Source organism: Neobacillus sp. B4I6, assembly GCF_050434045.1.
Classification (GTDB): Bacteria; Bacillota; Bacilli; order Bacillales; family Cytobacillaceae; genus Neobacillus.
On sequence record NZ_JBNPWB010000002.1, the window covers coordinates 1,413,171 to 1,439,045 of the forward strand.

A 25,875-nucleotide genomic window follows, 5' to 3' on the forward strand; every position below is an offset into this window, starting at 1 on the left:
ATAGAAGAAACCCGTAATTTCGAGAGAAAAGGATTACGAATATGGAGGTCAAAGTATGGAGAACAAATGGGATCACCTTGTGAAAAATATGCCAAATCGACTTGCACCTAGCATGGCGAAGGACCATCCAAATCTACCAGTTGTTAAAGAGGAAGGCTGCTATTACTTTGGAGTGGATGGAAAGAAGTATCTTGATTTTACATCCGGGATAGCCGTAACAAATGTTGGGCACCGTCATCCAAAGGTGGTGCAAGCCATTAAAGATGCAGCAGATGGATTGATGCATGGTCCTTCTGGCGTGATTATGTATGAGTCGATTTTACGTTTAGCCGATGAACTTGCTGAAATTTTACCTGGGGACCTTGATTGCTTTTTCTTTGCCAATAGTGGAACGGAAGCAATCGAAGGCGCTCTTAAACTAGCAAAATATGTGACGAAACGACCTTATGTCATTTCCTTTACAGGTTGTTTCCATGGTCGTTCGTTAGGCGCATTAAGTGTGACTACATCTAAAAGCAAATATCGAAAATTCATGCAGCCATCCGGTCTTACCTATCAGGTTCCTTATGCAAATGTAAAAGAATGCCCAAAAGGTCAAGACCCTGAAGTATATGTTATCGAAAAATTAGAAAAAGATTTCGCCTCTTTATTTAGTCATCAAGTAACACCGGAAGAAGTAGCTTGTGTGATCTTAGAGCCTGTTCTTGGTGAAGGCGGTTATATTGTTCCACCGAAGGGCTGGTTAAAAAAGGTTCGTGAAATTTGTGATCGACATAATATTTTACTCATTTTTGATGAAGTTCAAACGGGATTTGGCCGCACAGGTCAATGGTTCGCAGCGCAAACCTTTGATGTAACCCCAGATATTATGGCAATCGCCAAAGGAATAGCAAATGGTCTTCCGCTTAGCGCGACGGTCTCTTCCAGTGAATTAATGAAACAATGGCCACTCGGAAGTCATGGGACAACGTTTGGCGGAAATCCAATTGCATGTTCCGTTGCACTAGCTACCTTGGAAGTAATGAAAGAGGAAAACCTACTTGAAAACACTCGAAACATGGGAGGCTATGCCGTTGGGCAGCTTAAACGAATTAAAGAACGTCACCCTGTTATTGGCAGCATCCGTGCGGTTGGCTTAATGATTGGGATTGAAATCATTGACCCAGTGACAGGTGGACCGAATGGAGAAGGATTGTTAAAAATTCTTGATCTAGCCCTTGAAAAAGGTGTTTTATTCTATTTATGCGGAAATCATGGAGAAGTTATTCGAATGATTCCTCCGTTAATCGTTACAAAGGAACAAATTGAGGAAGGGCTTCAAATGCTTGATGAAGCATTATCGGAGTATGAAGCGACATTGATGCAGCCAGTAAAATAATAATCAGCAAACAGAATGATAAGCGTTGAGATTTTTCTCTCATCGCTTTTTATTTTGTCTTGTGTAGGCAAAATAGTTTATTATAAATATATTATGTAAACTAATATGTTTTTAACAAAGAAATTATACAAGGATATTAGCTGAAAAATGGTATACTGTTAATTATTTAGTAGCAACCTTACCGGGCATCGTTTGTTAAAATAAATATTTCTGAGTCCTTTGTGGTTACTTGTTTGGAGTTGAAAGTTTTGAGTCGTTTATTTGCAAATTGGTATGATTTTTTTATGAATCCGTTGGAGAAAAAGAAATTTAAGAGGATTCGGAAAGAGCTTCTTTCTAGGGCAACAGGAAGTGTCCTAGAATTAGGATCTGGTACAGGAATTAATTTTCCTTTATATGAATCCTCAGAAAAAGTGACTGCGATTGAACCGAGTCAACATATGATTGAGCGGTCCTTATCGAAACATAAGCAATCACTAGTCCCAATCAAAATTGTTCAGGCAAGTGCAGAAAAGCTGCCTTTTGCTGCGGATACTTTTGATACTGTAGTGGCAACACTTGTATTTTGTACGATACCAAATCCGGAAAAAGCCATTTTAGAGTTGAAACGAGTATGTAAGCCTGAAGGGAAAATTCTTGTATTTGAGCATGTTAAGATGCAAAATCGTTTTTTAGCTTCTCTCCAGGACTGGCTAACTCCAACGTGGAAAAAAATCTGTGATGGATGCTGTTTAAATAGGAATACCTTAGACTTACTAAGGGCTCATGATATCTCAATAATAAAAGTGCAAAAATATTATCGTGATTTATTTGTTTTTGCTGAAGCCAAAAATAATAAGAAAGCATAGTTTTTTCAAGAGTCTCCATATTGGAAGGCTGGCTCTAATGTTGTCTAAAAACAACATTGTTGAGTCAGCCAGTCTCGTTTTCTTATCTTTTATTGATTTAACGCTCCTGGGTCAACCCCCAAATTTAATCCTTGATTTCAACATTCCCATTGTCATCAATTTCGATAGTTGTATAGCTTTTGAAGACGTCCATGTTGGTGATTTCATGTTGAACGACGCTGGCAAAGCTCTCCATGTAAGGCTTGTACACCTCAGGGTCTTTGACGAGATGATAAAAATTCACTCTTTTTTCATCTTTCATATCCGTCATCCTTAGTAAAAATCGGTCGCCAAATTGCCCTTTAAACCAACCTCTTGCTTCCTCATGACTATTGAATTTAGGCATTTGGTTAGGATCAATTGTAAGATCTTGATTCATTAACTCGTTCACCTCTTTCCAATATATTGCCTCTTCTAATATTCCCCTTTGGCATAAAAATTATTGTGTATTAAATGTTTAAATTAAAATTCAACTGTCACTTCATTTATATGGTAAATTTAAAGAGTGAGAATCAATATTACCGCTATAAATTAGGCATAGTTTCTATTAACTAATAGATGAAACAAATGTATGGAGGAAAGGTTTATGGTAGTTGTAAAATCAGTCACAATCGATGGTGAGAGTATTTATGTATTTAGAAACGCGGTCTACATCTTTGAATCGAGTTCGGGTATTACCTTAGAATTAAATCTGATTGTCAGTGAGGTTGTTGTTAAAAAATACAAAAACGTGGAAAACCTAATAGTTGAGATAGAATTTGAAGATGGTAGAATCATAAATTCCATTATGCATGTAAAAATTCTGAGTGGCGGCTTGCCGCAACTTAATTTATTCTGCGAGTTCGATGATATTCAAGAATATCAAGATTTTGATCGGGTAAACGAAAATGATTCTTGGTTTCCGAATATAGAGGATAGCATTACTATAGAAGAAATAAGAAAAGTGGAAATGCCAAATGAGGATGTTGGTTTAAAACTTAATTTGCCAATCGACCAGGTCGAGTGGTTAAAAAAACAAAAAAAGAAAAGCTTAAATGAAATTTTTCAAGAAATGATCTATGAATTTTGGGAAAAACAAGAATCGAAATGAATTTGGTGTAGTCGGCACACTTCCGTCTGAAAGAGGACAGACGGAAGTGTGCTGAAAGCCGTTATAAAATTACTTCATTTTGACAAGGGAAACATCAAAGACTAAACATAGAAAAATAGCAAAGATTGCTGAAAAGATAAGGGCGAGGATAGGTCTTTTAAAATGGATTCGAATGATTAAGAACATAACAATTACGAATAATAGGGACCATAATAAATTCCAATGATGGTGGTAGGTAATAGATCCCCCCTTCACCGCTACATATTCCAAAATAATATAGGCGCATGTAAAAAAGGCGATGTAAAGAGATTGAGAGAGGACGCCTTTTCTAAAAGGATATTTGGAAAGGTAAACCCATGTCGAGAGGGGCATTCCAATCAAAGTTAATAACAAAATCGGAATCATAGCAAACTGTACCCCATTTGGTTCCATTTGCCAAAGTTGATATTTATAACAAAGGAGTTCATATAATGCCTCTCCAAGGGAAGCAAAAAGCATCGTAGGATAATAGGCCTTCCAATTTCGATCTGCGAACTTAAAGGCAACAATTATCCAAATAACCGAATAAATGATGGCAATCATGAGGTACACTCCTAGAAGTTAATAAATACTATATTTCCCAAAAATAGATAGACCATCCATAGGTGAGTATAATAAAATTTTTAAATTCAGTTATAAATTCTACAAATCATATAAAGAATTAAGTTCTTTCATCGGTGAAACATCCTTTTCCAAAAAGAAAAAATGGGTTACATTTGTAAGTACGATTCTAAAGGTTTGCATTGGGTGGTGATACCGCGTGACGGAAACAAAAAAGCTGCAAGAGATAGATTTATATAAACCCATTCAGACTTATTTTTTACGTGAAGGGTATGAGGTTTACGGGGAAGTGAAGGACTGCGATATTGTTGCAGTGAAAGATGAAGAGTTAGTTGTCATTGAATTAAAACTCACCTTAAGTGTGGATTTACTAATACAGGCGGCCAAACGTCAGCGGATTACGGATAAAGTTTATGTGGCGATACCGAAACCGAAGCATCGTTTAAATTCTAAACGGTGGACAGAAAAATGCCATTTAATTCGCAGGCTGGAGCTGGGATTGATTGTTGTTTCGAGCCCAGGAAAACGGGGAAGGGCAGAAATTATTTTCGAGCCCACTCCATTTATTCGCCGCAAAAACAAACGCAAGCGAGATTCTATTATGAAGGAAATTAACGGCCGTAGTGCGGACTATAATGTGGGCGGCAGTAATCGAACCAAGATTATGACAGCTTATAAAGAAAATTGCATCCAAATTGCGTGTTACCTAGAAAATTTGGGTCCATTGTCCCCGAAAATGTTAAATCAATTGGGATCTGGAAAAAATACTTCCTCGGTCCTTACTAAAAACTATTATGGTTGGTTTGAAAGGATCAAACGAGGTATCTATGTAATAACTGAGAAGGGGAAAGAAGAAATCAAGGAATATCCAGAGTTGATAAATTATTATTTAACTAGTTTAGGCGACGACCAGGTTACTTAACTGCTACTACCTAAAAGGCTGCCCCAAAAATTACTTGGGACAGTCTTTTTTACTCTTTATGTTTAAAATATACTTGGGTCGTTCGCGGTCGTGTTTCTTTGAACCATTGATAACAAAAGATAGTGATCAGAATCAAGTCAATGGCATCTCCACCATAATACATAAGCAAAGCGCCCGTTTTGGCTTGGGCAACGGGAACTCCCATTGGCGGATGAGCATAAATATATTTTGAAAGAATGCCGTGGCATGCCAAGGCGATGATTAATACGCTCGAACGGAATAGATTACTCGTCCGGTGTGGGTGGGGATCCGTATAAATAAAGGCTGCTGTGAAAAAATAGCCCGCAAGGAATACATGCAGGTGGACTACACTGTGAAGTAGTGCGTTATGTTGCATCGTTTGATATAGGCTAGTTGTATAGAGGACCCAAAGGCCGCTGACATTTAGGAGTGAGGCTACAATAGGATTACTGATGAATCTGATTGGGTTGCTTTTTATAATACGGGATAAGAGCCGTGCTTGCTTTACGTTTAATGTTCGCAGAATTAGTGTCATTGGGGCGGCCAGGACCATAAGAAGCGGTGCCAGCATCCCGAGCAGGAGATGGCCGAGCATATGTGACGTGAAATCTTGATGGGAACGAGCGGCTATAGGTCCTGAAATAGCAGCTAAGGAACAGGACAATCCTCCGATCCACAAGACCATTCGGAAAAACCGCCATGATTTTTTCCGTCTCTTAGTTAGAATGACTGCGCAGAGATAGATCACTAATGCCATAATAATCGGCAGAGTTAAAATCAGTTGAGGAACCAATTCATGGATTTCCATTTTAGAACCATGTTGGATGTGATTATGTATGTGCATTTTCTTTGGAGACTCCCGATGGTTTATATCTCTTATTCGTGCGAACGAGGAGGACGATGCCTAGAATAATCATCAGAACAGAGGTTGTGTACCACACCATGTCGTAGGGTAGGATATTTACTTGATAGCGTATTTGGTGAAGTCTCATTAGTTTATGTTGGATGGTTCCATCATATAATTGGAATCCTCCAGCCCCAAGCAATACACCGCCCAACCACCTCGGTAGCAGCCATCCACTACGGCGGCGAAGGTCGGCAACCATAAATAATGATCCAACTGTAGCAAACCAGCTAAACGCATGAAAAAATCCATCGGAGACTAGTCCAATCGCAGTCGTAGATCTATCGTAGAAATGATGCCAATGCAGTAATTGATGAAAAATAGTTTCGTCTATAAAAGCGACCAGTCCAATGCCAAACAGAATGCCAGACCAGAGATTTCGACTTGTGTATGAAGGGAAATTCTTGTGATTAGTAATCTTATTTTTCTGTTCCATTTTCTTCTCCTTTATCCAACTAATTCTTCTGCATTTCAATTTACCCTAAATGTATTAACAATAAACAGGTTTCCAGAAGAGTGCTGGTCCTTAATGTTATCTTATTGAGTTGATAGCTAAAATGGGTGGATAAAAATTCTTATTTTTAATTTCTCCTCAATTTGTCAAGACTGTTAAGCATAGGGCGATAAAGATAGGAAGGAGACTTTTTTATGAATAAACCTTTTGAATACCAGGAAATCTTCTATAACGAAGTCATCTATTTTTTAGAAACGAAATGGAAGCGTCGACTAAGTGATCATGAGAGGCATGTACTGATTGAAGGATATCGATTTGGCAGAATGGTTGAGGCTGAAAATGAAATTAGAATCCTTTCGGCTAAGTAATTTTTAAAAGAATATGTACTTGTGGCAGCAGTTGCTGCCATTATGCCTATTTGAATCAGATTATTAAATGAACTTTGCAAATTGCAAGGTTTTTTCTCGTTTTAAGTATTGTATAATAAAGGAAGCGTTTCAAAAAAGTTTAAGCTACATAAGGAGGAAATTGAATGATGTCAAACTATGTAAAAATAGGTAATCTTCAAGTAGCAGATGTACTTTATCAGTTTATTAACGAGGACGCTTTACCTGGAACTGGCTTGGACCGCGAAAAGTTCTGGGCTGATTTCGAGACACTCTTTGCTGATTTGACACCGAAAAATAATCAGCTATTAGCTCGAAGGGATGACATTCAACATCAAATCAATGCCTGGCACCGAATAAATAAATCCTTCCACTTTGAAAATTATAAATCTTTTTTAAAGGAAATTGGCTATTTAGAGTCTGATGCAGCAGACTTTCAAATTACTACTGAAAATGTCGATGAGGAAGTAGCCCTAAAAGCAGGACCGCAGCTTGTCGTTCCTGTTGATAATGCCCGCTATGCCTTAAACGCAGCTAACGCCCGGTGGGGAAGTCTTTACGATGCATTATATGGGACGGATGCAATAAGTGAAGACGGCGGGGCTCAGCGAATAGCTGGCTACAATCCAGTTAGAGGGGAAAAAGTAATTGCTTTTGCAAGAGAGTTTCTTGATCAAGCCATACCACTTAAACAATTTTCCCATAAGGAAGCTGTTAAATATTCGGTTGTGAATGGGAGATTAGCAGTTTTATTCCGCAACGGCTCAACCAAAGGGCTTTCAGATGAATCCAAACTATTAGGGTATCAGGGGAATCCAGAAGAACCTTTCTCCATTTTGTTTAAAAATAATGGTCTCTATTTTGAAATCCAAGTCGACCGCAGCCATCCAATTGGTAAAACAGACCTGGCGGGTGTTAAAGATATTTTCATAGAGTCGGCATTAACCACGATTATGGACTGTGAAGATTCAGTTGCCGCCGTTGATGCGGACGATAAGGTATCTGTTTACTCCAATTGGCTAGGATTGATGAAGGGGGACTTGACAGCTGCTTTATCTAAGAATGGAAAGACGATCACGCGATCTCTCCAGCCTGATCGACAATATACATCCCCATCAGGTGAAGAATTTGCCTTAAAAGGGCGATCGCTTATGTTTGTCCGTATTGTCGGCCATTTAATGAAGAGTCATGCGATTCTTGATAAGGATGGGAACGAGGTACCAGAAGGGTTAATGGATACGGTCCTTACCAGTTTAATTGCCAAGCATTCTCTTTTGGAGAATGGAAAATATCAAAACTCGTCTAAGGGATCAATCTATATCGTAAAGCCGAAAATGCATGGATCCGAAGAAGCTGCGTTTGCCAACGAAACTTTTAATCGCGTGGAAGACATGCTTGGACTTGCACGGAATACGCTAAAGATTGGTGTGATGGACGAAGAGCGCCGGACGTCTTTGAATTTGAAGAATTGTATTCGTGAAGTCAAGGAACGAATCGTATTCATTAATACTGGTTTCTTGGACCGAACTGGTGATGAAATTCATACGTCTATTGAAATCGGAGCGGTTATACGCAAAAACGAAATGAAATTTTCGACTTGGCTGCAAAGCTATGAAAAATCCAATGTTTTTATCGGACTCGCCGCTGGACTCAAAGGCCGGGCCCAGATTGGTAAAGGAATGTGGGCGATGCCGGACCTGATGGCTGAAATGATCAAGCAAAAAATCGGCCACCTGCAAGCGGGCGGGACGACTGCATGGGTTCCTTCACCAACAGCTGCAACCCTGCATGCCCTTCATTATCATCAGTTAGATGTTTCTAAGGTGCAGGATGAGTTGTCGAGGGATATTCAGGATTTAAGAGATCAGATTTTAACGATCCCTGCTGCCGAAAATACCAACTGGTCAGCTGAGGAAATTCAGCAGGAGCTTGATAACAATGCCCAGGGCATTCTTGGCTATGTCGTTCGTTGGGTAGAAATGGGCGTTGGCTGTTCGAAAGTACCAGATATTAATCATGTGGGCTTGATGGAGGACCGTGCCACGCTAAGGATTTCTAGCCAGCATATCGCAAACTGGCTGCACCATGGAATTTGTACGAAGGAACAGGTTCTAGAAACATTAAAGCGGATGGCGAAAGTAGTGGACCGTCAAAATGAAGGTGACCCGGCTTATCGTCCAATGGCTATAGATTATGATCAATCTGTTGCATTTCAAGCAGCGTGCGACTTAGTATTTAAAGGCTATGATCAGCCAAACGGCTACACTGAGCCGATTTTGCATCGTCGCCGTATTGAAGCCAAAGCCAAATGGAGAGTCGAGCACCACAATTAATAGTGCCAAAATCACAAGCAACTACATGGTTACAGATGTAGTTGCTTTTTTTGATGAATGAAACTGTCAACATAAGGAAAAATACCTTTGATACATTACCTTTTAAGGAGTGAAAGGAATGAGTAATATGGAACACAAGGAAACTTTACTAATGTTGGAAAGAAGCGATTAGGATGGAAGAAAGCCACAAAGCAGGAGCCTCTAAATCTAAATTCCTAACTATTATAAAGCAATCGATGGCAGTGAATAAGAAGCCATTTCCCTGGCTAAAGGCATTTTGTGCAGGTATTGCTGCAGCACTCCCTGTTATTATTGGATTATTGTTTGGTAATTTAGAATATGGATTGTTAGCTGGGATGGGGGGCTTTACCTATCTTTATGTATTTAATATCCCCTATGCTCAGCGGGCAAAAAAGCTAGTTTTTGTCATTCTTGGCATGTGTTTGGTTTCAGTATTAGGGACACTATCTGCTCCATATCCGCTTGCTATCGCCATTTTAATGGGGATCATTGGAGCAGCTGCTATTTTTATTTTTGGTGCATTACGAATAACGGGACCCTCTGCCATCTTTTTTGTGTTGGTTTTTTCGATGACTACTGGGATGCCAATCCAACCAGAGCTTGCCCCGTTACGCGCCGCTCTTGTCTTTCTTGGTGGAACCCTATCGTGGATGATTGCCATGTTTGGCTGGTTCTTCAATCCACATGGCCCAGAAACAGGGGTCGTCCAAAGAGTTTATTTGGAATTGGCTGCGTTTCTCGATTCCGTTGGTACAAATAAATTTTCTGTTTCGAGACACCGAGTTATGTCCGTTTTGAAAGAAGCTGATGAAACATTGGCAGCAGGGTATATCCCTTGGCGAGCAACGGATCTCTTTAATCGTTTATACGTATTAAACGATCATGCCAATCAAATATTTTTGTATGTCCTTGAAAATTTTTCAGATAGTCATTCCAACTTCCCACCAGAATTGGGTCAAACTATCCGGGAAATGGCTCATTCACTGGACCATAAGAAAAAGGGAGAAAGTTTTTCAAAAAAAATTCTTCAGCCTTCAGTGATGGATGAAAGGGTGGCTCAATTATTTACAATCGTTTATGATGCGGATGCCATTATGAATGAACCAACATCTAAAATAAATCAAACGATTCGAATTTCCAAACCTTCCTTTAAGACTATTTTTTTGGGTGCCTTTGATAAACACTCGATTGTTTTTATTACGGCGATACGATTCGGCGTTATTACGACCATTGCTGCGATTATTGCCTTTCAGTTTGCATTTGTACGGTCCTATTGGGTCCCTTTATCCTGTGTAGCTGTTTTGTCAGGCTCTACCATTGTTGCGACCTATCATCGTGCCATACAAAGAGGATTGGGTACCATCCTTGGTATTTTAATTGCTAGTTTCATTCTTGCTATGCACCCAGATGGTTACATTATTGCTTTTTTCGTTTTACTATTGACGTTTATTACGGAACTTTTTATTGTAAAGAATTATGGATTGGCAGCCCTATTTTTTACACCGAATGCATTATTAATGGCAGAAAGCACGAGTCAGGGAAGTTTTAGCTTTTCCTATTTTGCCTCGGCCAGATTAATTGATGTGTTGATCGGAATTAGTATTGGTCTCATCGGTGTATGGTTAGTAGGGAGATGGTCAGCCTCTAGTGGATTGCCACATTTAATTACAAAAACCATCCGAAGTCAGGCTCAATTTTTGATCATCCTCTTTTCAGATCAAGGAGAAGGTTTTATTGCTTCGGAGAGTAGAGAATTAAGAAAAATGCGTACGAATATTATTAATTTAATTACGCTATATACTACAGCTGCAGGCGAGATTCCGGTTAATCAAAAAGCAGTGGAATACTACTGGCCGGTAATTTTTTCGATCGAGCATTTAGGATATTTACTAGAAAATTGTTCAAAAACCGAAGAACGTCCTATTCTATCAGATGAAACACTTTCCCAATTGCTTTATATTTGTGAAACGATGGCCAATGCCACCGCTCGAAAACGTTCGCCTTCTTTAAAAACTGTACCTAACATCCAAACATTTCCTAGCATTCAAAGTGAAATTATCAGCCTGCAAAAGTCGCTTCAAATGGAAGGTTGAGTTTCTGTAAAAGTAAAAGTAAAAGTAAAAGTAAAAGTAAAAGAAGGGCCAAGAGCGATGTGTGCAATAGGTGACTATAACAAAAATTTATTTCATATTTCTGTGTATTTTTATATTTTAAAAAAGTGTTATGATATTCATGTAATGTAAAAATATTCATACGATCTGTCGACTGAATCGATACTAATTAAAGGTGGTGGAAAGATGAAGAATTTAAAAATTGCATCTATACCTGGGGATGGAATTGGAAATGAAGTTGTACCTGCGGCAATTAAAGTGTTGGATACATTAGCAAATATCCATGGAGGCATTAAGTTTGAATTCACCCATTTTCCGTACGGTTGTGAATATTATTTGAAAAATGGAGCAATGATGGCCACGGATGGACTTGAAAGATTAAAAGAGTTTGATGCTATTTTACTTGGGGCCGTGGGTAACGCCAAACTCGTTCCAGATCATGTTTCACTTTGGGGACTTCTCATTAAAATAAGACGAGAATTCGAACAGGTCATTAATATTAGACCTGCGAAAGTACTTAAAGGTGTGAAATCGCCGTTGATTAACCCCAAGGACTTTGATTTAATGGTCGTCAGGGAAAATAGTGAAGGAGAATACAGTTCAGTTGGCGGAAGAATCTATCAAGGCGAAGATGAAATCACCATTCAAAATAGTATTTTTTCGAGAAAAGCAACGGAACGTGCGATGCGTTTTGCTTTTGAACTAGCATTAAAACGTAATAAGCATGTAACGAGCGCGACAAAGTCTAATGGAATTGTCTATTCGATGCCTTTCTGGGATGAAGTTTTTAAAGACGTATCAAAGGATTATCCAAATGTTGATACAGATTCGCAGCACATTGATGCCTTGGCTGCCTTTTTTGTTACCCATCCCGATAAATTCGATGTGATTGTGGCAAGTAATCTTTTTGGCGATATATTAACCGATTTAGGGGCGGCAATTATGGGAAGTATCGGGGTTGCGCCAGCCGCCAACATTAATGTAAATGGAAAATATCCTTCGATGTTTGAACCGGTTCATGGGTCTGCACCTGATATTATTGGGAAAGGCATCGCAAATCCGCTAGGTCAAATTTGGACGGCCAAAATGATGTTAGACCATTTTGGAGAAGAGGAACTTGGGATTTTATTACTAGATACTATTGAAAACGTCACCAATGAGGGCATCTTAACACCAGACCTTGGAGGAAGTCATTCAACAGAAGAAGTAACAGAAGAGATTATTAGGAAGTTAATAATAAACTAATATGTTATCGTTTCAATTTCTAATTTTAATTACGCATCGGTTCCATCACCAATAAATATTAATATATTGTATGAAAAGAAATGCAAAAACCGAGGTGGAACCGATGTATTTGTTCAAATCAATTTCGGATGATATTCATTCAGCGCAATTAGTCTTCAAACAAAATTCTAAAACAAAACGCCTTGTTCTAGCTGCACTATTTGCTAGCATTGCAGCTGTACTCCAGGCAGCAGGTGGTTCTTTACCTGTAATGGGCTATTTTATCAGCCCTTTTGCGACCGCTCCCATTCTATTCTGTTCGATCCTCTCCCTTCCACTTGGCGCAATGTCCTATTTCCTTACCAATCTATTGCTTTTAATCCTTCAACCTAGTGAATTAATTATCTTCCCCTTTACCACTGGCTTGTTAGGGCTGGGGACAGGAATTGCTTTCTATTTTCTCAAGAAAAGATTAAGCATCATTGCTTTTGGGGCTACTTTTTTAACGATTGGAATAATCAACCTTTTATATGTTTTCAAATTCCCAGTCTTGGGTCCAACCGTTTCTGGTTCTTTTTCCATTCTAACAACAGGCAGTATTTTTTTGTTTTCTTGCTTTTATAACTGGATTTGGGTTGTTATTGGGTTAACATTTTTAAAAAGGTTTAAGAAGTTTATAAACTAGTAACCCTCCATATCACACCTGTGTTAGGAGCAGCCCCTATATTTGTTCCTGGTGGTTTAAAGATTCCAAAGTTGGCAATGTACATTTCATTCCTATCTACTTATTCAGATGGGAGTAGTCCATATTCCAGGTTCGGGGTCAATTTTGCATGGCAACTTCGATTACAACGATTTCCTCTAGGGGCTGCAGCTCCTCTTTGAGGATGTTTTCAAATTCACCGAGGGTGCTGGCTCTTATTCCTTTAATACCGAAGCTAGCAGCTAAATTAACAAAATCCGGGTTCTGGAAGGTGACTCCGTAGTTTTCTCCAAACATTTTGTTCATTTGCTGAACCTCAAGTTTTAACATTGAGTCATTTAAAACAATAATGAGGAATGAGAGTCCTAGACGTTTGGCCGTCTCTAATTCTGCAAAATTCATGAGCGCGCCTCCATCACCAGTAATACAAATAACGTCGTCATCTGGACAAGCTAGTTTTGCTCCGATGGCACCTGATATGGCAATTCCCATTGAAGCTAGACCGTTTGAGATGATTAACTGGTTTGGCATTTTGGGCTGATAGGTACGGGCGATTGAAACCTTATGGGAACCGACATCAGAAATCACAATTGTGTTCTCTGAAGTAAGACTTTCAATACTATGGAGAACATTCTCAATTGTATAGGGCAGGGTGCTGGAGTCTGGCTGATCTTGGTCGATTTGATAAGCAGTCTTTATTTGTTCTTTAAGTTCCCCAGAAGGTACCCAGGATTTGGTTGGGAGCTCTGATTGATTAAGCATTTGGAGTGTCATCTTAATGTTCCCGACCAGCTCAACCCCGACAGGGTAATATTCATTTATTTCGGCAGGTAAAGTATCGATATGTAGAACCGGAAGTTTCTTTTGATTCCAGTCTTTCGGCAGTTTTTCAACAAAGTCGAAGCCGATAACAATCAGTAAATCTGCTTCCTCCATGCCTGGTAAAACTTCATCGTTTTCATTAAATCCAAACGTAAAGAAATTCAGCGGGTGTTCCTTCGGAAGCACACCTTTTGCCATAAAACTGTGGGTAGCAGGAGATTGAATGGTATTGATAAAGTTCAGCAACTCAGGGTATGCCTCCTGCCTGATTACTCCGTTTCCAATGATAATAAAGGGTTTTAGGTGTTTTTTAATAAGCTGGGTTGCTGCTACAAGTGCCTCATTTACTGGGACACTTTCAGGCAAAGATGTTACTGGCAAAGGCTTTCCAGGAATCATTTGAGTGGAAAAGTTCTCCGGTATCGTAATAGCGACCGAACCCGGTTTCTCCATTTTTGCCACTCTGAATGCTTTTCGAATAATTGCGGGGACAGTCTGGGATTCCTTGATTTGAGTGCTCCACTTTGTTGTTGGCTCAAACAATTTAGCTATATCTATATATTGATGTGATTCATTATGGTGACGTTCCACACCAGCTTGTCCAATTAATGCCACCACGGGTGAATGATCGAGCTGAGCGCTGGCAATACCAGTCAATAAATTTGTTGCTCCTGGACCCAGTGTCGATAAACAAACGCCGACTTTTTTTGATAATCTACCATATACATCGGCCATAAAAGCAGCCCCTTGCTCGTGCCTGACATTTACGTATTGAATTTGTGTTGATTTTGATAATGAATCAGCAAGATCGAGTGTCTCTGTCCCGAAGATCCCAAACACATATTCCACACCTTCGTTTTCTAAACAATGGACGATTACATCTGTTACTTTCATCTGATCCTCCAAAAAACCTTGATTTTTATCCTATGTTTTCTATGGTTACCGCTGATAGGATTTTTTAACCTCCCGCTAAAAGTAGATATTGGAAAATTGCCTAAAGAAAGAAGCAGCAGACGTTAGGTTATGGTAGTGTTACAATTAGAAGAAAATTTTGGATGTAAATAGGTGATAAATAATGAATGAAAAACAACAATATGTCTGGTATGCAAGTTATGGTTCTAATATTAATGCCGACCGATTCTTATGTTATATAAAAGGCGGTCAACCTGAGGGATCAGCCCAAATTGAGATAGGATGTAAAGATCCTTCCCTACCAGTAGACGAGTCAACCTTCACCATAGACCTGCCCCTTTACTTCGCCAAAGAAGCGGCTAGATGGGAATCTCAAGGAGTAGCTTTTATCGGATTGAACCAAGACAAAGGAAACCAAACCTATAGTAAGAAATATCTAATTACGGGCGAACAGTTTCTAGATGTCGTCAAACAAGAAAATAATGGACTAAATTTTGAAATTGATTTACATGAGGTCAAACAGAAGGGTTCAAAAGTATTCCACCACCATTCCTGGTATGGAAATATACTGTATTTGGGAGATGAAAATGGTTTTCCCATTTACACCTTTACAGCCCCATGGGATATTAATGAAATCGAGTGGAAGAAGCCTTCCACTGCCTATTTAAAAACTATTATTAAGGGATTATCAAAAAATTATTCAAATGAAGATATCTTCGCTTATTTTCAAAGCAAACCAGGCATTATAGATCAATTCACTGATCATGAATTGACTCTTCTGTTAAACGGCAGTGAAGGGTGATTTTTTCTTACCTTTTCACGGCTTATTTTTATCAAGTAAGGAATAATAAGAACATTCATTTTAAATGTCCTAACGATTAGGAGAGGAAAATTTATCCTTGGTAAATTGTGAATTCGCTTACAATTCACAATTTAGACCTTAATTATTCTATTTTTAGTGTTATGATAATGGTAATGGTACTATCGTGTTGAAACCTCGAATACTTGGAAGCTGTTTATGAAAATCTGTCGAAAAAAGGAAGTTTTCCTATGAACATAAAACCTAAAAAACATAATATCTTTCAACGAATTGGACGAGCTTTTAAGCTGAATTTTATCAAACTGTTACGCTCTCCCGGTGGAGCGAAAAAAGTTTCCTTGGGATTTGCGATTGGCTTTGGTTTAGAAATGGTCGTTCTATCGTCTGCATCCCTTATTTATATTGTGTTTTTACCGATGGTCCGGATAGCTAAAGGTTCATTGCCTGCAGCAATCATCGGAAATGTCATTGGAAAACTATCCTTTCTTCCTGTTCTTCTTTTACCTTTTGCCAAGAAAATTGGTAAACTCATCTATCCATTTAACGGGCAAATCGGTCATAAGACACCATTTTCGTTTGAACAATTATTGCAAGGGGATTTCCGAGGCGTTATCAGTCTTCTTCATGGCGGAGTCCATGTGTTAATTGGAATGACTATTTTTGGAATCGTCCTTGGTGTCATCTCGTACTTCCTTGTTCATTATTTTTACGAAAAAGAAAAAACGAAAAGACTTACGAGAATTCGTGATAAACAAGCATCTCGAAAAAATCCTCTTGTTATCGTCGATGCTGCTAATAATTAAGGTTTTAGTTTCTTTAAGATGATTGATTCTAAAAGCTTCCACGGCAAGAAATTTTTAATGGTAAGCATATTCTTTACACCAGCCCCGATTGGATACCGGAGGTCAGGTGATTTCGGCTGCGAGGCAATTTGTGCAGCCAGTTTGGCTACCTCGATTGGATTGCCATGGCCAGCTTTTCCACCTTCAATTTCATATAATAGGCTCTCCATATAGGATGCGTACGGGGACTCGGCATTGACCTCCATCCCATCCACGCTTGCCCAAATATTGGTTTGAAAGGATCCAGGCTGAATTAAGGATACATCAATCCCAAATGGTTTAAGTTCCAGTCGTAAGCTTTCGCTGTAACCCTCAAGTGCGTGCTTGGATGCGACATATGCAGATAATCCTGGGAAACCGAATCTCCCGCTGATACTGCTCATGTTAATAATCCTGCCTTGTTTCTTTGCCCGCATTAATGGAAGGACTGACTGTGTTACGGCGATCAATCCGAAAAAGTTGGTTTCAAATTGAAGCCGATAATCCTCGATTGAGAGCTCTTCACTAAAACCTCCAAGTGCAAATCCCGCATTGTTGACTAACACATCTATAGAGGGATATTTCTCCAATTTGCCTTGAAAAAGAAGAATGGATTCCGTGGAGGTAACATCAAGCGGGAGGACATGAATGAAATTTTCTACCTGGTTTTCTTTTGCAAGTTCTAGTAGGGGCTGTGCTTTGTTTACATCTCTCATCGTTGCAATCACTGTAAATCCTTTTAATGCCAGTTCAATCACGGTTAACAAACCGAAGCCGCTTGAAGATCCTGTAACGATGGCTGTTTTTTGTGTCATGATGGTCTCCCTTTCTTCCTTTTCTTCTATTTAAACTTAAAATAGAGAAGTTTGTATAGCAAAATGGAAAAAGGCTGCCCCAAAATACTTGGGACAGCCTTTTTTTGAAATCACCTGTTATTGATTTTGATGATTTTGAAGGGTTTGTTCAGCATAAGCGACAAGACGTTTCGTCATTTCGCCTCCAACTGAACCATTTGCTCTTGCGGTCGTATCAGCACCAAGTTGAACTCCAAACTCGTTGGCAATTTCTTCTTTCATTTGATCTAAAGCATTGTCTGCTCCAGGAACCAATAGTTTGTTTCTAGCCATGATACATCACTCCCGACGAAGTTTTTTTGAGCAATGAAAAATTGCTCGTATATAATTTAACCGATTTTGTTCCATTTAATTATAAGTTGGTCCTTTTGAATAATGAAAGCTAAAATTTATTAATGCCATCAGTAGTAAATTCTTCCGCCTTTTGCTAAAATACGCTATCATGGGGAACATTACACTTATGGTTTAAACATTATATTTAATAAAGCGAGTGATGTAATTATGATAGAATTCCCCAAAAATCTTTATTGTGAAAAGTGCGGTAAAGAAACAGAGCACATGATACGCGAAGATGCTTTAGAAATAGATTACATTTGTACAGAATGTAACAATGAACAAGAAATCATTAAGTCCTTTTTTTAAAAAGTGCGGAAAAGGTGTATTATGCAGAAAATCGTGGTGATTGGAGCAGGAATTCTCGGGGCGTCAACTGCGTATCACCTTGCCCAATTAGGGGCAGAGGTGACTTTAGTGGATCGTATGGATCCCGGGCAGGCCACTGATGCCGCAGCGGGGATTGTTTGTCCTTGGCTTTCACAGCGGCGAAACAAAGCATGGTATCAGTTAGCAAAGGGAGGAGCTCGTTACTATCCAGAATTAATTGCTCAATTGGAAGCAGATGGCGAGAAAGAAACTGGCTATCAACGGGTAGGGGCAATTAGTCTTCATAAAGAAATGAGTAAACTCGAACAAATGGCTGAACGAGCACTGAAACGAAGGGACGATGCACCCGAAATTGGGGAGATAACCATTCTTTCACCTGCTGAAACAAAGCGGCTTTTCCCGCCGTTATCTGAGGAGTATGGGTCTGTTCATGTTAGTGGGGGAGCACGGGTAAATGGAAGAGCATTACGTGAGTCATTAATCCGCGCCTCAATCAAGCATGGAGTTACTTTCATTAACGGGAATGCCTCCCTAGCAATGCAGGGAAACAAAGTGGTTGGCATTATACTTGATGATTCAACATTTTTAGCGGATCAGGTCATTGTTACGGCAGGTGCATGGTCTAAGGAGCTTTTACAGCCATTAGGAGTTCATTTTTTAGTCAAACCACAAAAGGCACAAATCATCCACCTTGAGTTGCCTAAAACAGATACGAGCCAATGGCCGGTTGTTATTCCACCCCAAAACCATTACATTCTTACCTTTGATAATGGCCGGGTCGTCATCGGCTCGACTCATGAAAATGAGGCTGGATTTGACAATCGTGTAACGGCAGGAGGAATCCATGAAATATTAGGCAAAGCCCTAGAAGTAGCACCTGGATTAGCTGCTGGTACGTATCTTGAAACGAGAGTCGGTTTTCGACCGTTCACCCCTGGCTTTTTGCCTGTGATTGGGGCTTTACTTGATTATGAAGGAATCTATTTAGCTAATGGATTAGGGGCTTCAGGATTAACGAGTGGACCGTATCTCGGCGTGGAACTAGCAAAGCTTGTTTTAGGAAAACAAACAGAGATTGACCTGAGTTGCTATGAAGTAGCCCTGGCACTTGATGAGTAATAAAAAGAGCACCCACTTGGGTGCTGATACTCCAGTTTATCTAATCTAATCTAAGGTAAGTTACTTCGAGAAATAAAGCGCTTTCAAAAAACTACGAAAGTATTCCTCTCCGGAAAAGCTCTCCAATTGCATGGGAACGATTTTGAACGTCAAGCTTTTTAATTGCCGTTTTCACATATTGTTTTACCGTTAATTCGCTGATTTCCATCGAATCGGCCATTTCCTTTGTGCTTTCTCCCCAGGCAATTCTCCTCATAACTTCTAGTTCCCGCTTACTTAATACTTGCGGGTCTTCCACACTATCGAATTTTTCGAGAAACTTTCCGACTTCTTTGCCATAAAGGGTTAATAAAGAAAGAAGTTTATCATCTATCACAGATTCTTTCGCGAACTCCGTTGTGCAAATATATCCAATAATGACAGACCTGAAACATATAGGTACAACAATGATCGAATTTACATTCGAAGAAGTTATGTATTTACTACTTGTTTGCTTTAGATACTCAATACCAGAACAATACTTTGCTTTCTTCTCATTAATGGCTGAGTAAATGATTGGCAGGGAACGGATATCATCCCGAATATCCCCTATATGGACCATATCAGCAGATGACAATGAGATGATTCCTTCACCAAGAAACCCTAACGGAGAAAATCTAAATAAATAGGCATTCATGACAGGATAAAGGTCCATGTATACTTCGAGAATTTTATATAATCTTTCTTCGTGGCATGTGGCTTCCTCTAAATCGTGAATTCGATGCTGTAAGGTATACTGAGATGTCATATTATCATCTCCTTTATAGGGATATAGCACGTCTAAAATTGGGAATATTCAAATTATACAAAAAATTATATCCTTAAGATACACTTTTAGGAAAATCTTTTCTTTAAAAGTTGAAAAATTCCCAATTAGGAAAGGAAGATGTTTTTTGGCCAATTTAGACCCGCAAGCAAAAGCTTATTTAGAAATGTTCAGCCAGATGCCATTAATCCAGTCATTAGATGCACAGACAGTAAGAGAAATGTTTGCACTAGCCCCTCCCGTAGAGGTAGAGCTGGCCCCGCTTGCGAAGATAGAGGACAGAATGATTCCTGTCTCCGATGACGCCGAGATTAAGGTGAGAATTTATACACCGGAAGGTCAAGGACCATTTCCTCTATTTGTCTATTACCATGGCGGTGGATGGGTAATTGGGGATCTTGAGACAGCAGACCCAAGTTGCCGAATGATTGCTAATCGAACTGGCAGAGTTGTCGTTTCTGTCGATTATAGGCTTGCACCTGAATATAAATTTCCAATCCCTGTAGAGGATTCCTATGCGGCATTAAAATGGGTTAGTGAACATGCTGTGGCAATAAATGGAAACGCTTCCAATTTAGTTGTTGGCGGTGACAGTGCAGGTGGAAATCTTTCAGCCGTCGTATCGTTAATCGCCAAAGAACAAAATGGTCCAGACATCGCTGCCCAGGTTCTTATTTATCCTGTAACTGCCCTCGGGTACGACACCAAGTCATATCAAGAGTTCCAAACTGGATTTGGTCTTGATAGAGACTTAATGATTTGGTTTGGAAATTATTATATTAACAATGATGAGGATACAAAAAATAAATATATTGCTCCATTATTGGCAGAGGATTTAAGCAATCTCCCGCCAGCCTACGTTATTACCGCAGAAAATGATGTCCTAAGGGATGAAGGTTTAGCATATGCTGAGCGTCTTAAAGAAGCAGGGGTCAAGGTTGAAACGATTATCGAATCAGGTTTAGTACATGGTTATTTTACGAATATGGCGGTGTTTCCAGAGCGAATTAAAGAATCAATTTCTAGATTTGCCAAGTTTTTAAGTGAAATTGACCAAAAAGTCGGCAGGGTTTAACGATAATATTAGATGCGGGAGGTAGGAATATTGAAATCTACTAAACAGTCAAATCAAGTTGCCAACTACGACGCTGTTGTTATTGGGGCAGGGTTTTCGGGATTGTATACGCTTCATCGCTTACGTGAGGCTGGTTTCTCTACCCGTGTTTTCGAGGCGGGTGATGGTGTTGGAGGTACATGGTATTGGAACCGGTATCCCGGAGCACGCTGTGACTCGGAAAGCATCTATTATAACTACACTTTTTCAGAAGAACTCTATAAGGAATGGACCTGGACTTCTCGATATCCTGAGCAGCCGGAAATACTAAGTTACCTAAATTTTGTAGCAACCAAGTTTGATCTCCGTCGTGATATCCAGTTTCAGACTCGTATTTTGGCTGCCCATTATAACGAAGAGAGTAATAGATGGATGATCCATTTAAACGATGGAAGTAGTGTTTCAGCGAAATACTTCATCACAGGAGTTGGCTGCCTTTCTGCTGCCAATGTACCAAACTTTAACGGGATCGATAATTTCAAGGGCAAGTGGTATCATACTGGACATTGGCCGCACGAAAAGGTAGATTTCAAGGGTAAGCGAGTCGGCATTATTGGGAACTGGTTCAACTGGCGTCCAAGCCATCCCAGTCATCGCTCAAGAGGCCGAACACCTTACCGTTTTCCAACGAACTCCACAGTATTGTGCCCCAGCGAGAAATCATGCGTACGACCCGGAGTATATCCGGCAGGCTAAAGAAAATTTCAGCGAGATAAAACGACAAATGCGTGAATCCCAGGGGGGCCAGCCAATGGTACCACCTACTAAGTCAGCGCTGGAGGTTACACCTGAAGAGCGAGAGCGTGTATACGAGGAGGCATGGGAGAAGGGTGGATTAGGCATTTTTACTGCCTATTATGACCTGCTTATTAATGATGCAGCCAACGAAACGGCTGCCGAATTTATCCGCTCCAAGATCCGTAAGATTGTCGATGACCCTGAGGTGGCCGAAAAGCTTTTACCAAGTTATTTTTATGGTACCAAACGGCCAATCATTGACACGAATTATTACGAAACGTATAACCGTGAAAACGTCACCTTGGTAGACGTGAAGAAAGCACCGATTGAGGAGATTACTCTAAAAGGGATCCGGACCACGGAAGCGGAATATGAACTGGACGCGATTATTTTTGCCACAGGATACGACGGAATGACTGGGCCTTTATTGAAGATTGATATTCGGGGTAAAAACGGGGTGTCACTGAAAGAGAAATGGGCTGGGGGAGCACAGACGAGGACCTACCTAGGGATTACAAACGTTGGTTTTCCGAACATGTTTATGATTACTGGTCCTGAAAGTCCTTCGGTGCTGAGTAATATGCCTGTCTCCATTGAACAGCATGTGGAATGGATTGCGGATTGTATTGAGTATATGAATAAGAATGGTGTGGAAACAATTGAGGCGACTATTGAGGCGGAAGAAGCTTGGAGTACCCATTGCAGAGAAGTAGCCGAATCCACGCTTTATACTAAAACTGACTCATGGTACACAGGGGCGAATATCCCAGGCAAGCCGCGTGGCTTCCTGATTTATGTAGGCGGAGTCGGCGCCTATCGCCAAAAGTGTACCGAAATCGCTGCTAAAGGGTACGAGGGATTTTCATTAAAGAGTTCAACTAAGACAGCATCACATTAGTAGATGTATGAATCCAAATTACTACAAAAAAAAGAGTCTTCGGACTCTTTTTTTAATTTTCAAAAAATGGGTTTTAAAAATAGTAAAAAGTTATTTTTTGAAAATTTGAAGACATCTGAAATATTGATTGATTAATGTGGTTTGAAAATGTATAATAAACAAAATACTAAATTATTCCTACCTGAATAGTGTGAATTGGAAGTTTTAAAATTGGTTGCGAGTCTACCAGTTTAATAGATAGGGTACATAAGGAGAGATTATACATGGTTTGGACGTCTATTGCTTTTATTATTGCTTTTTTCTTTGCGATGAATATTGGAGCAAGTGGGACGGCAGCATCAATGGGATCGGCCTATGGTGCAGATGCCATTAAGAGTAAGCGCTTGGCCATGATTTTGGTTGGGTTAGCAGCTTTTCTAGGTGCTGTACTTGGTGGTGGGGAGGTTGTGAAAACGATTGGCGAGGGAATTATTCCTTCCAATCTCCTAACGATTAAATTAGTCGTCCTTATCCTTGCAGGAGCTACGTTGACATTGTTTATTGCAAATCTGTTAGGGATCCCTTTATCGACAAGTGAGGTTACAGTTGGATCGATTGTAGGTGCTGGGATCGCTTTTAAAAGTTTATATATAAATAATCTTTTGGTGATTGTTTTCTTCTGGGTGTTAGTTCCAATCGTTTCATTTCTCATTACCTTTGGACTTGGAAAGTTGATATCCGCTGCTGAAAAGCGTTGGGTCGGTTTAACTAAGAATGGAAAATGGAAAAAATGGCTGGCGATATTTTTAGTCATAGGGGGCTGTTTAGAGGCCTTTTCAGCTGGGATGAATAATGTAGCAAATGCCGTTGGCCCGCTAGTAGGGGCTGGGATGATTTCAACGAGTAAAGGAATCTGGATCGGCGGTTTATTCGTTTCAATCGGAGCTATTTTACTAGGGAGCAAGGTGCTTGAAACGAATGGGAAGAAAATCACCAGACTTTCCTTGCTAGAAGGGAGTGCGGTTTCCTTTACAGGAGGAACCCTCGTTATTGTCGCATCACTGTTTGGGTTGCCAATTCCTCTCACCCAAGTAACGACTTGTGGAATATTAGGTGTGGGTGCCTCACAAAAGGGGTTTGGTATTTGGCAAAAATCAGTCATTCAAAGGATTCTAAAAGTCTGGCTAATCTCACCTTTAGCTTCGCTTGTTATTTCTTATATCCTGATTAATCTCTTAGTTAAGATTAATATTTATAATATTATTATCATTGTAAGTACATTGATCGCAACCGTGGGTGTGATCAGCCTTTCAGCGACCATTCGCAAGGAAAACAGTACCATCCATGATGATGGGGGCGGAATATAAGTAATAGATTTTGCTGGTTAAAAACTCTGTTGGGAATCTATTTCAACAGAGTTTTTTAATTTCATTAATAAAATACAAGTAGTAAAATAGATTTGTGAAAGCCTGTTTACATACTATTTAGTTGCAAGATCAAAATACAAAATTCGCAAAAAGCACTTTTTCAATATGGAAGGAATGAAATGCGTGATGGAGATAAAAAAGGTATCGATCATTGGTTTAGGTGCATTAGGAATACTTTTTGGACATCATTTATCAAGGAAAATGCCAAAAGCAGATTTACGAATTATTGCTGACCGGGACCGAATAACCAAATATAAAAATGAACACGTCTATTGTAACGGAGAACGCTGTGATTTCACTTATCTGACACCTGATGAAAGATGCGAGCCAGCTGATTTGCTCATTTTCACGGTGAAATATAATGGTTTAAAGGATGCGATTCAAGCAGTAAAGAATCACATTGGTGACCAGACGATCATTTTATCGGCTTTAAATGGGATTTCCAGTGAGGCTGTAATAGGCCAGGCATATGGGCATGAGAAAATTTTATATTGTGTTGCCCAAGGAATGGATGCCGTTAAAGTGGGGAATCAACTCACATACGACCATATGGGAATGCTTTGCTTTGGTGAACAAGAACCAGGATTCATTTCCGAAAATGTTAACAGTGTCGCGGCTTTTTTTGAAAAAATGGCAGTTCCCTATGAGGTCGATACCAATATGGTTAAGAGACAATGGGGGAAGTTTATGTTAAATGTGGGAGTCAATCAAACCGTAGCTGTCTTTCAGAGCAACTATGGTGAGATTCAACGAGAAGGAGAAGCAAGAGAGATGATGATTGCGGCGATGAGAGAGGTAATCACGCTATCTGAAAGAGCAGGCATCCACTTAACCGAAGCAGATTTAGCCTATTGGTTACGTGTATTAGCAACCTTAAGTCCAGATGGTAAACCATCCATGGCTCAAGATGTCGAAGCCAGACGTCCCAGTGAGGTGGAGCTGTTCTCCGGAACTGTCCTAAAAATGGCAGATAAATATGGGATCTCAACTCCAATAAATAAAGAACTTTATCATCGAATTAACTTAATTGAAAGTATATAAAGTGCCTGACTCCCACTGCATTAAAGTTGTACAATAGTGGGGGTCAGGCACTGTTTTGTTACAAAATGGTGAACTCTAGAGTTCTTTTATGTGATTTTTATTTGCAGGATTATGGCAGGTTTTACACTAGGTATCATAAAATAAAAGAAAACGTGTATAAACTACAACTTGAGAAGAGGGTTGATGTTTATGTGGCCTTTTGACGGCAAGAAAAAGACGACTGAGAAGGCAGAAAGGTCATGCTATGTTTCCGTTAAAGAGACTACAGAGGGAAACGAGCTAATTGATATTGTCACTAAACTCAAAGAAGTCCTTAGTAGCACCTCGAGGGAAGTCATAATTTTGTGTGTGGGTTCAGACCGTTCCACAGGAGACTCACTAGGCCCGATTGTCGGGACGATGTTAACAGAAGCAGACATTCCTTTTCCGGTTTATGGAACCTTAGAAAAACCAGTTCATGCCTTAAATATAAAGAAAATTCTCAAGGACATTTATCAAAAATATAATCAACCATTTATCTTGGGTATTGATGCTTGTTTGGGGGATGAACGACAAATTGGGTTTATTTTTTTAAAAGAAGGTTCTTTAGTACCAGGCATGGCGGTTAATAAATCTTTACCTAGTGTAGGTGAATACCATATGAAAGCTGTGGTTAATTACCTGGATCCATTAGCACCTGCGCAATCCTTAAATAATACGAGATTATTCACTGTCGTGAAGTTGGCCGAAGTTATGGCAAAGATTATTACGCAAGCAGTCTTAGGGGAACCCTCAACTCGCAAAAGACCTATTGAAACTATCCAAAGATGAAAAATTTAAAATTATTTC

26 protein-coding genes are annotated in these 25,875 nt (G+C 39.6%); 18 read left to right on the forward strand and 8 right to left on the reverse strand.

Annotated features, from left to right (window positions below):
• Positions 1-55: 55 nt before the first annotated feature.
• On the forward strand, positions 56-1,378 hold the full coding sequence (locus QF028_RS09095; protein WP_429464934.1) for an aspartate aminotransferase family protein: 1,323 nt from the start codon (positions 56-58) through the stop codon (positions 1,376-1,378).
• 248 nt (positions 1,379-1,626) lie between these two features.
• Positions 1,627-2,226, forward strand: a complete 600-nt coding sequence (locus QF028_RS09100) for a class I SAM-dependent methyltransferase (protein ID WP_429464935.1) — start codon at positions 1,627-1,629, stop codon at positions 2,224-2,226.
• Between the two features lie 124 nt (positions 2,227-2,350).
• Here the strand turns inward: QF028_RS09100 and QF028_RS09105 are convergent, their stop codons facing one another.
• On the reverse strand, positions 2,351-2,644 hold the full coding sequence (locus tag QF028_RS09105; RefSeq protein ID WP_429464936.1) for a hypothetical protein: 294 nt from the start codon (positions 2,642-2,644) through the stop codon (positions 2,351-2,353).
• Positions 2,645-2,851: 207 nt separating this feature from the next.
• Here QF028_RS09105 and QF028_RS09110 point away from each other — a divergent pair, with 207 nt between their 5' ends.
• Positions 2,852-3,355, forward strand: a complete 504-nt coding sequence (locus QF028_RS09110; protein ID WP_429464937.1) for a hypothetical protein — start codon at positions 2,852-2,854, stop codon at positions 3,353-3,355.
• 69 nt (positions 3,356-3,424) lie between these two features.
• Here the strand turns inward: QF028_RS09110 and QF028_RS09115 are convergent, their stop codons facing one another.
• Positions 3,425-3,937 (reverse strand): CBO0543 family protein, encoded by a 513-nt coding sequence (locus QF028_RS09115; RefSeq protein WP_410886781.1) that lies wholly within the window; start codon positions 3,935-3,937, stop codon positions 3,425-3,427.
• 217 nt (positions 3,938-4,154) lie between these two features.
• On the opposite strand from QF028_RS09115, the gene QF028_RS09120 reads away from it, so the two are divergent.
• Positions 4,155-4,877, forward strand: coding sequence for a DUF2161 domain-containing phosphodiesterase (locus QF028_RS09120; protein WP_429464938.1), 723 nt, complete (start codon positions 4,155-4,157; stop codon positions 4,875-4,877).
• A gap of 49 nt (positions 4,878-4,926) precedes the next feature.
• Here QF028_RS09120 and QF028_RS09125 read toward each other — a convergent pair whose 3' ends face one another.
• Complete coding sequence (locus QF028_RS09125; protein WP_429464939.1) at positions 4,927-5,742, reverse strand: cytochrome c oxidase assembly protein; 816 nt, start codon at positions 5,740-5,742, stop codon at positions 4,927-4,929.
• Positions 5,729-6,238 (reverse strand): DUF2243 domain-containing protein, encoded by a 510-nt coding sequence (locus tag QF028_RS09130; protein WP_429464940.1) that lies wholly within the window; start codon positions 6,236-6,238, stop codon positions 5,729-5,731. The genes QF028_RS09125 and QF028_RS09130 overlap by 14 nt, the downstream gene beginning before the upstream one ends.
• Positions 6,239-6,450: 212 nt before the next feature.
• Here QF028_RS09130 and QF028_RS09135 point away from each other — a divergent pair, with 212 nt between their 5' ends.
• The 5 genes from QF028_RS09135 (at position 6,451) to QF028_RS09155 (ending at position 13,016) form a co-directional block, all read left to right on the forward strand.
• Complete coding sequence (locus tag QF028_RS09135) at positions 6,451-6,624, forward strand: hypothetical protein (protein ID WP_429464942.1); 174 nt, start codon at positions 6,451-6,453, stop codon at positions 6,622-6,624.
• 167 nt (positions 6,625-6,791) lie between these two features.
• The gene (locus QF028_RS09140; RefSeq protein WP_429472243.1) at positions 6,792-8,975 is read left to right on the forward strand and encodes a malate synthase G; all 2,184 of its coding nucleotides are present in this window, start codon (positions 6,792-6,794) and stop codon (positions 8,973-8,975) included.
• A gap of 173 nt (positions 8,976-9,148) precedes the next feature.
• On the forward strand, positions 9,149-11,089 hold the full coding sequence (locus QF028_RS09145; protein WP_429464943.1) for an FUSC family protein: 1,941 nt from the start codon (positions 9,149-9,151) through the stop codon (positions 11,087-11,089).
• 204 nt (positions 11,090-11,293) lie between these two features.
• Entirely contained in the window at positions 11,294-12,352 is a 1,059-nt protein-coding gene (locus QF028_RS09150; RefSeq protein ID WP_429464944.1) for a tartrate dehydrogenase, read from the forward strand.
• Between the two features lie 103 nt (positions 12,353-12,455).
• A complete protein-coding gene (locus QF028_RS09155) occupies positions 12,456-13,016 on the forward strand; it encodes a hypothetical protein (RefSeq protein WP_429464945.1) in 561 nt (186 codons plus the stop codon).
• 138 nt (positions 13,017-13,154) lie between these two features.
• Here the strand turns inward: QF028_RS09155 and QF028_RS09160 are convergent, their stop codons facing one another.
• Positions 13,155-14,750 (reverse strand): acetolactate synthase large subunit, encoded by a 1,596-nt coding sequence (locus QF028_RS09160; RefSeq protein WP_429464946.1) that lies wholly within the window; start codon positions 14,748-14,750, stop codon positions 13,155-13,157.
• Between the two features lie 181 nt (positions 14,751-14,931).
• On the opposite strand from QF028_RS09160, the gene QF028_RS09165 reads away from it, so the two are divergent.
• Positions 14,932-15,570 (forward strand): hypothetical protein, encoded by a 639-nt coding sequence (locus tag QF028_RS09165; RefSeq protein ID WP_429464947.1) that lies wholly within the window; start codon positions 14,932-14,934, stop codon positions 15,568-15,570.
• A gap of 248 nt (positions 15,571-15,818) precedes the next feature.
• Complete coding sequence (locus QF028_RS09170) at positions 15,819-16,391, forward strand: DUF2062 domain-containing protein (RefSeq protein WP_429464948.1); 573 nt, start codon at positions 15,819-15,821, stop codon at positions 16,389-16,391.
• On the opposite strand, the gene QF028_RS09175 is transcribed toward QF028_RS09170, so the two are convergent.
• Both QF028_RS09175 and QF028_RS09180 read right to left on the reverse strand, forming a co-directional pair.
• The gene (locus tag QF028_RS09175) at positions 16,388-17,224 is read right to left on the reverse strand and encodes an SDR family oxidoreductase (RefSeq protein ID WP_429464949.1); all 837 of its coding nucleotides are present in this window, start codon (positions 17,222-17,224) and stop codon (positions 16,388-16,390) included. The two genes, QF028_RS09170 and QF028_RS09175, sit on opposite strands and share 4 nt — an antisense overlap.
• 117 nt (positions 17,225-17,341) lie before the next feature.
• Positions 17,342-17,536 (reverse strand): alpha/beta-type small acid-soluble spore protein, encoded by a 195-nt coding sequence (locus QF028_RS09180; RefSeq protein WP_088087953.1) that lies wholly within the window; start codon positions 17,534-17,536, stop codon positions 17,342-17,344.
• 390 nt (positions 17,537-17,926) lie between these two features.
• Between QF028_RS09180 and QF028_RS09185 the strand changes: the two genes are divergently transcribed.
• A complete protein-coding gene (locus tag QF028_RS09185; RefSeq protein ID WP_429464950.1) occupies positions 17,927-19,045 on the forward strand; it encodes an NAD(P)/FAD-dependent oxidoreductase in 1,119 nt (372 codons plus the stop codon).
• 91 nt (positions 19,046-19,136) lie between these two features.
• On the opposite strand, the gene QF028_RS09190 is transcribed toward QF028_RS09185, so the two are convergent.
• The gene (locus QF028_RS09190) at positions 19,137-19,832 is read right to left on the reverse strand and encodes a response regulator transcription factor (protein ID WP_429464951.1); all 696 of its coding nucleotides are present in this window, start codon (positions 19,830-19,832) and stop codon (positions 19,137-19,139) included.
• Positions 19,833-19,977: 145 nt separating this feature from the next.
• Between QF028_RS09190 and QF028_RS09195 the strand changes: the two genes are divergently transcribed.
• From QF028_RS09195 to yyaC, 6 genes are all read left to right on the forward strand, one after another.
• A complete protein-coding gene (locus QF028_RS09195; RefSeq protein ID WP_429464952.1) occupies positions 19,978-20,925 on the forward strand; it encodes an alpha/beta hydrolase in 948 nt (315 codons plus the stop codon).
• A 30-nt stretch (positions 20,926-20,955) separates the two neighbouring features.
• On the forward strand, positions 20,956-21,660 hold the full coding sequence (locus tag QF028_RS09200) for a flavin-containing monooxygenase (protein ID WP_429464953.1): 705 nt from the start codon (positions 20,956-20,958) through the stop codon (positions 21,658-21,660).
• Between the two features lie 55 nt (positions 21,661-21,715).
• On the forward strand, positions 21,716-22,600 hold the full coding sequence (locus tag QF028_RS09205; protein ID WP_429464954.1) for a flavin-containing monooxygenase: 885 nt from the start codon (positions 21,716-21,718) through the stop codon (positions 22,598-22,600).
• 263 nt (positions 22,601-22,863) lie between these two features.
• The gene (locus QF028_RS09210) at positions 22,864-23,946 is read left to right on the forward strand and encodes an inorganic phosphate transporter (RefSeq protein ID WP_410886750.1); all 1,083 of its coding nucleotides are present in this window, start codon (positions 22,864-22,866) and stop codon (positions 23,944-23,946) included.
• Positions 23,947-24,132: 186 nt separating this feature from the next.
• Positions 24,133-25,047 carry a ketopantoate reductase family protein gene (locus QF028_RS09215; RefSeq protein WP_429472245.1) on the forward strand — a complete coding sequence of 305 codons (915 nt, stop codon included), beginning with the start codon at positions 24,133-24,135 and terminating at the stop codon, positions 25,045-25,047.
• A 189-nt stretch (positions 25,048-25,236) separates the two neighbouring features.
• On the forward strand, positions 25,237-25,857 hold the full coding sequence (yyaC, locus tag QF028_RS09220; RefSeq protein ID WP_429464955.1) for a spore protease YyaC: 621 nt from the start codon (positions 25,237-25,239) through the stop codon (positions 25,855-25,857).
• The last annotated feature ends 18 nt before the right edge of the window (positions 25,858-25,875 follow it).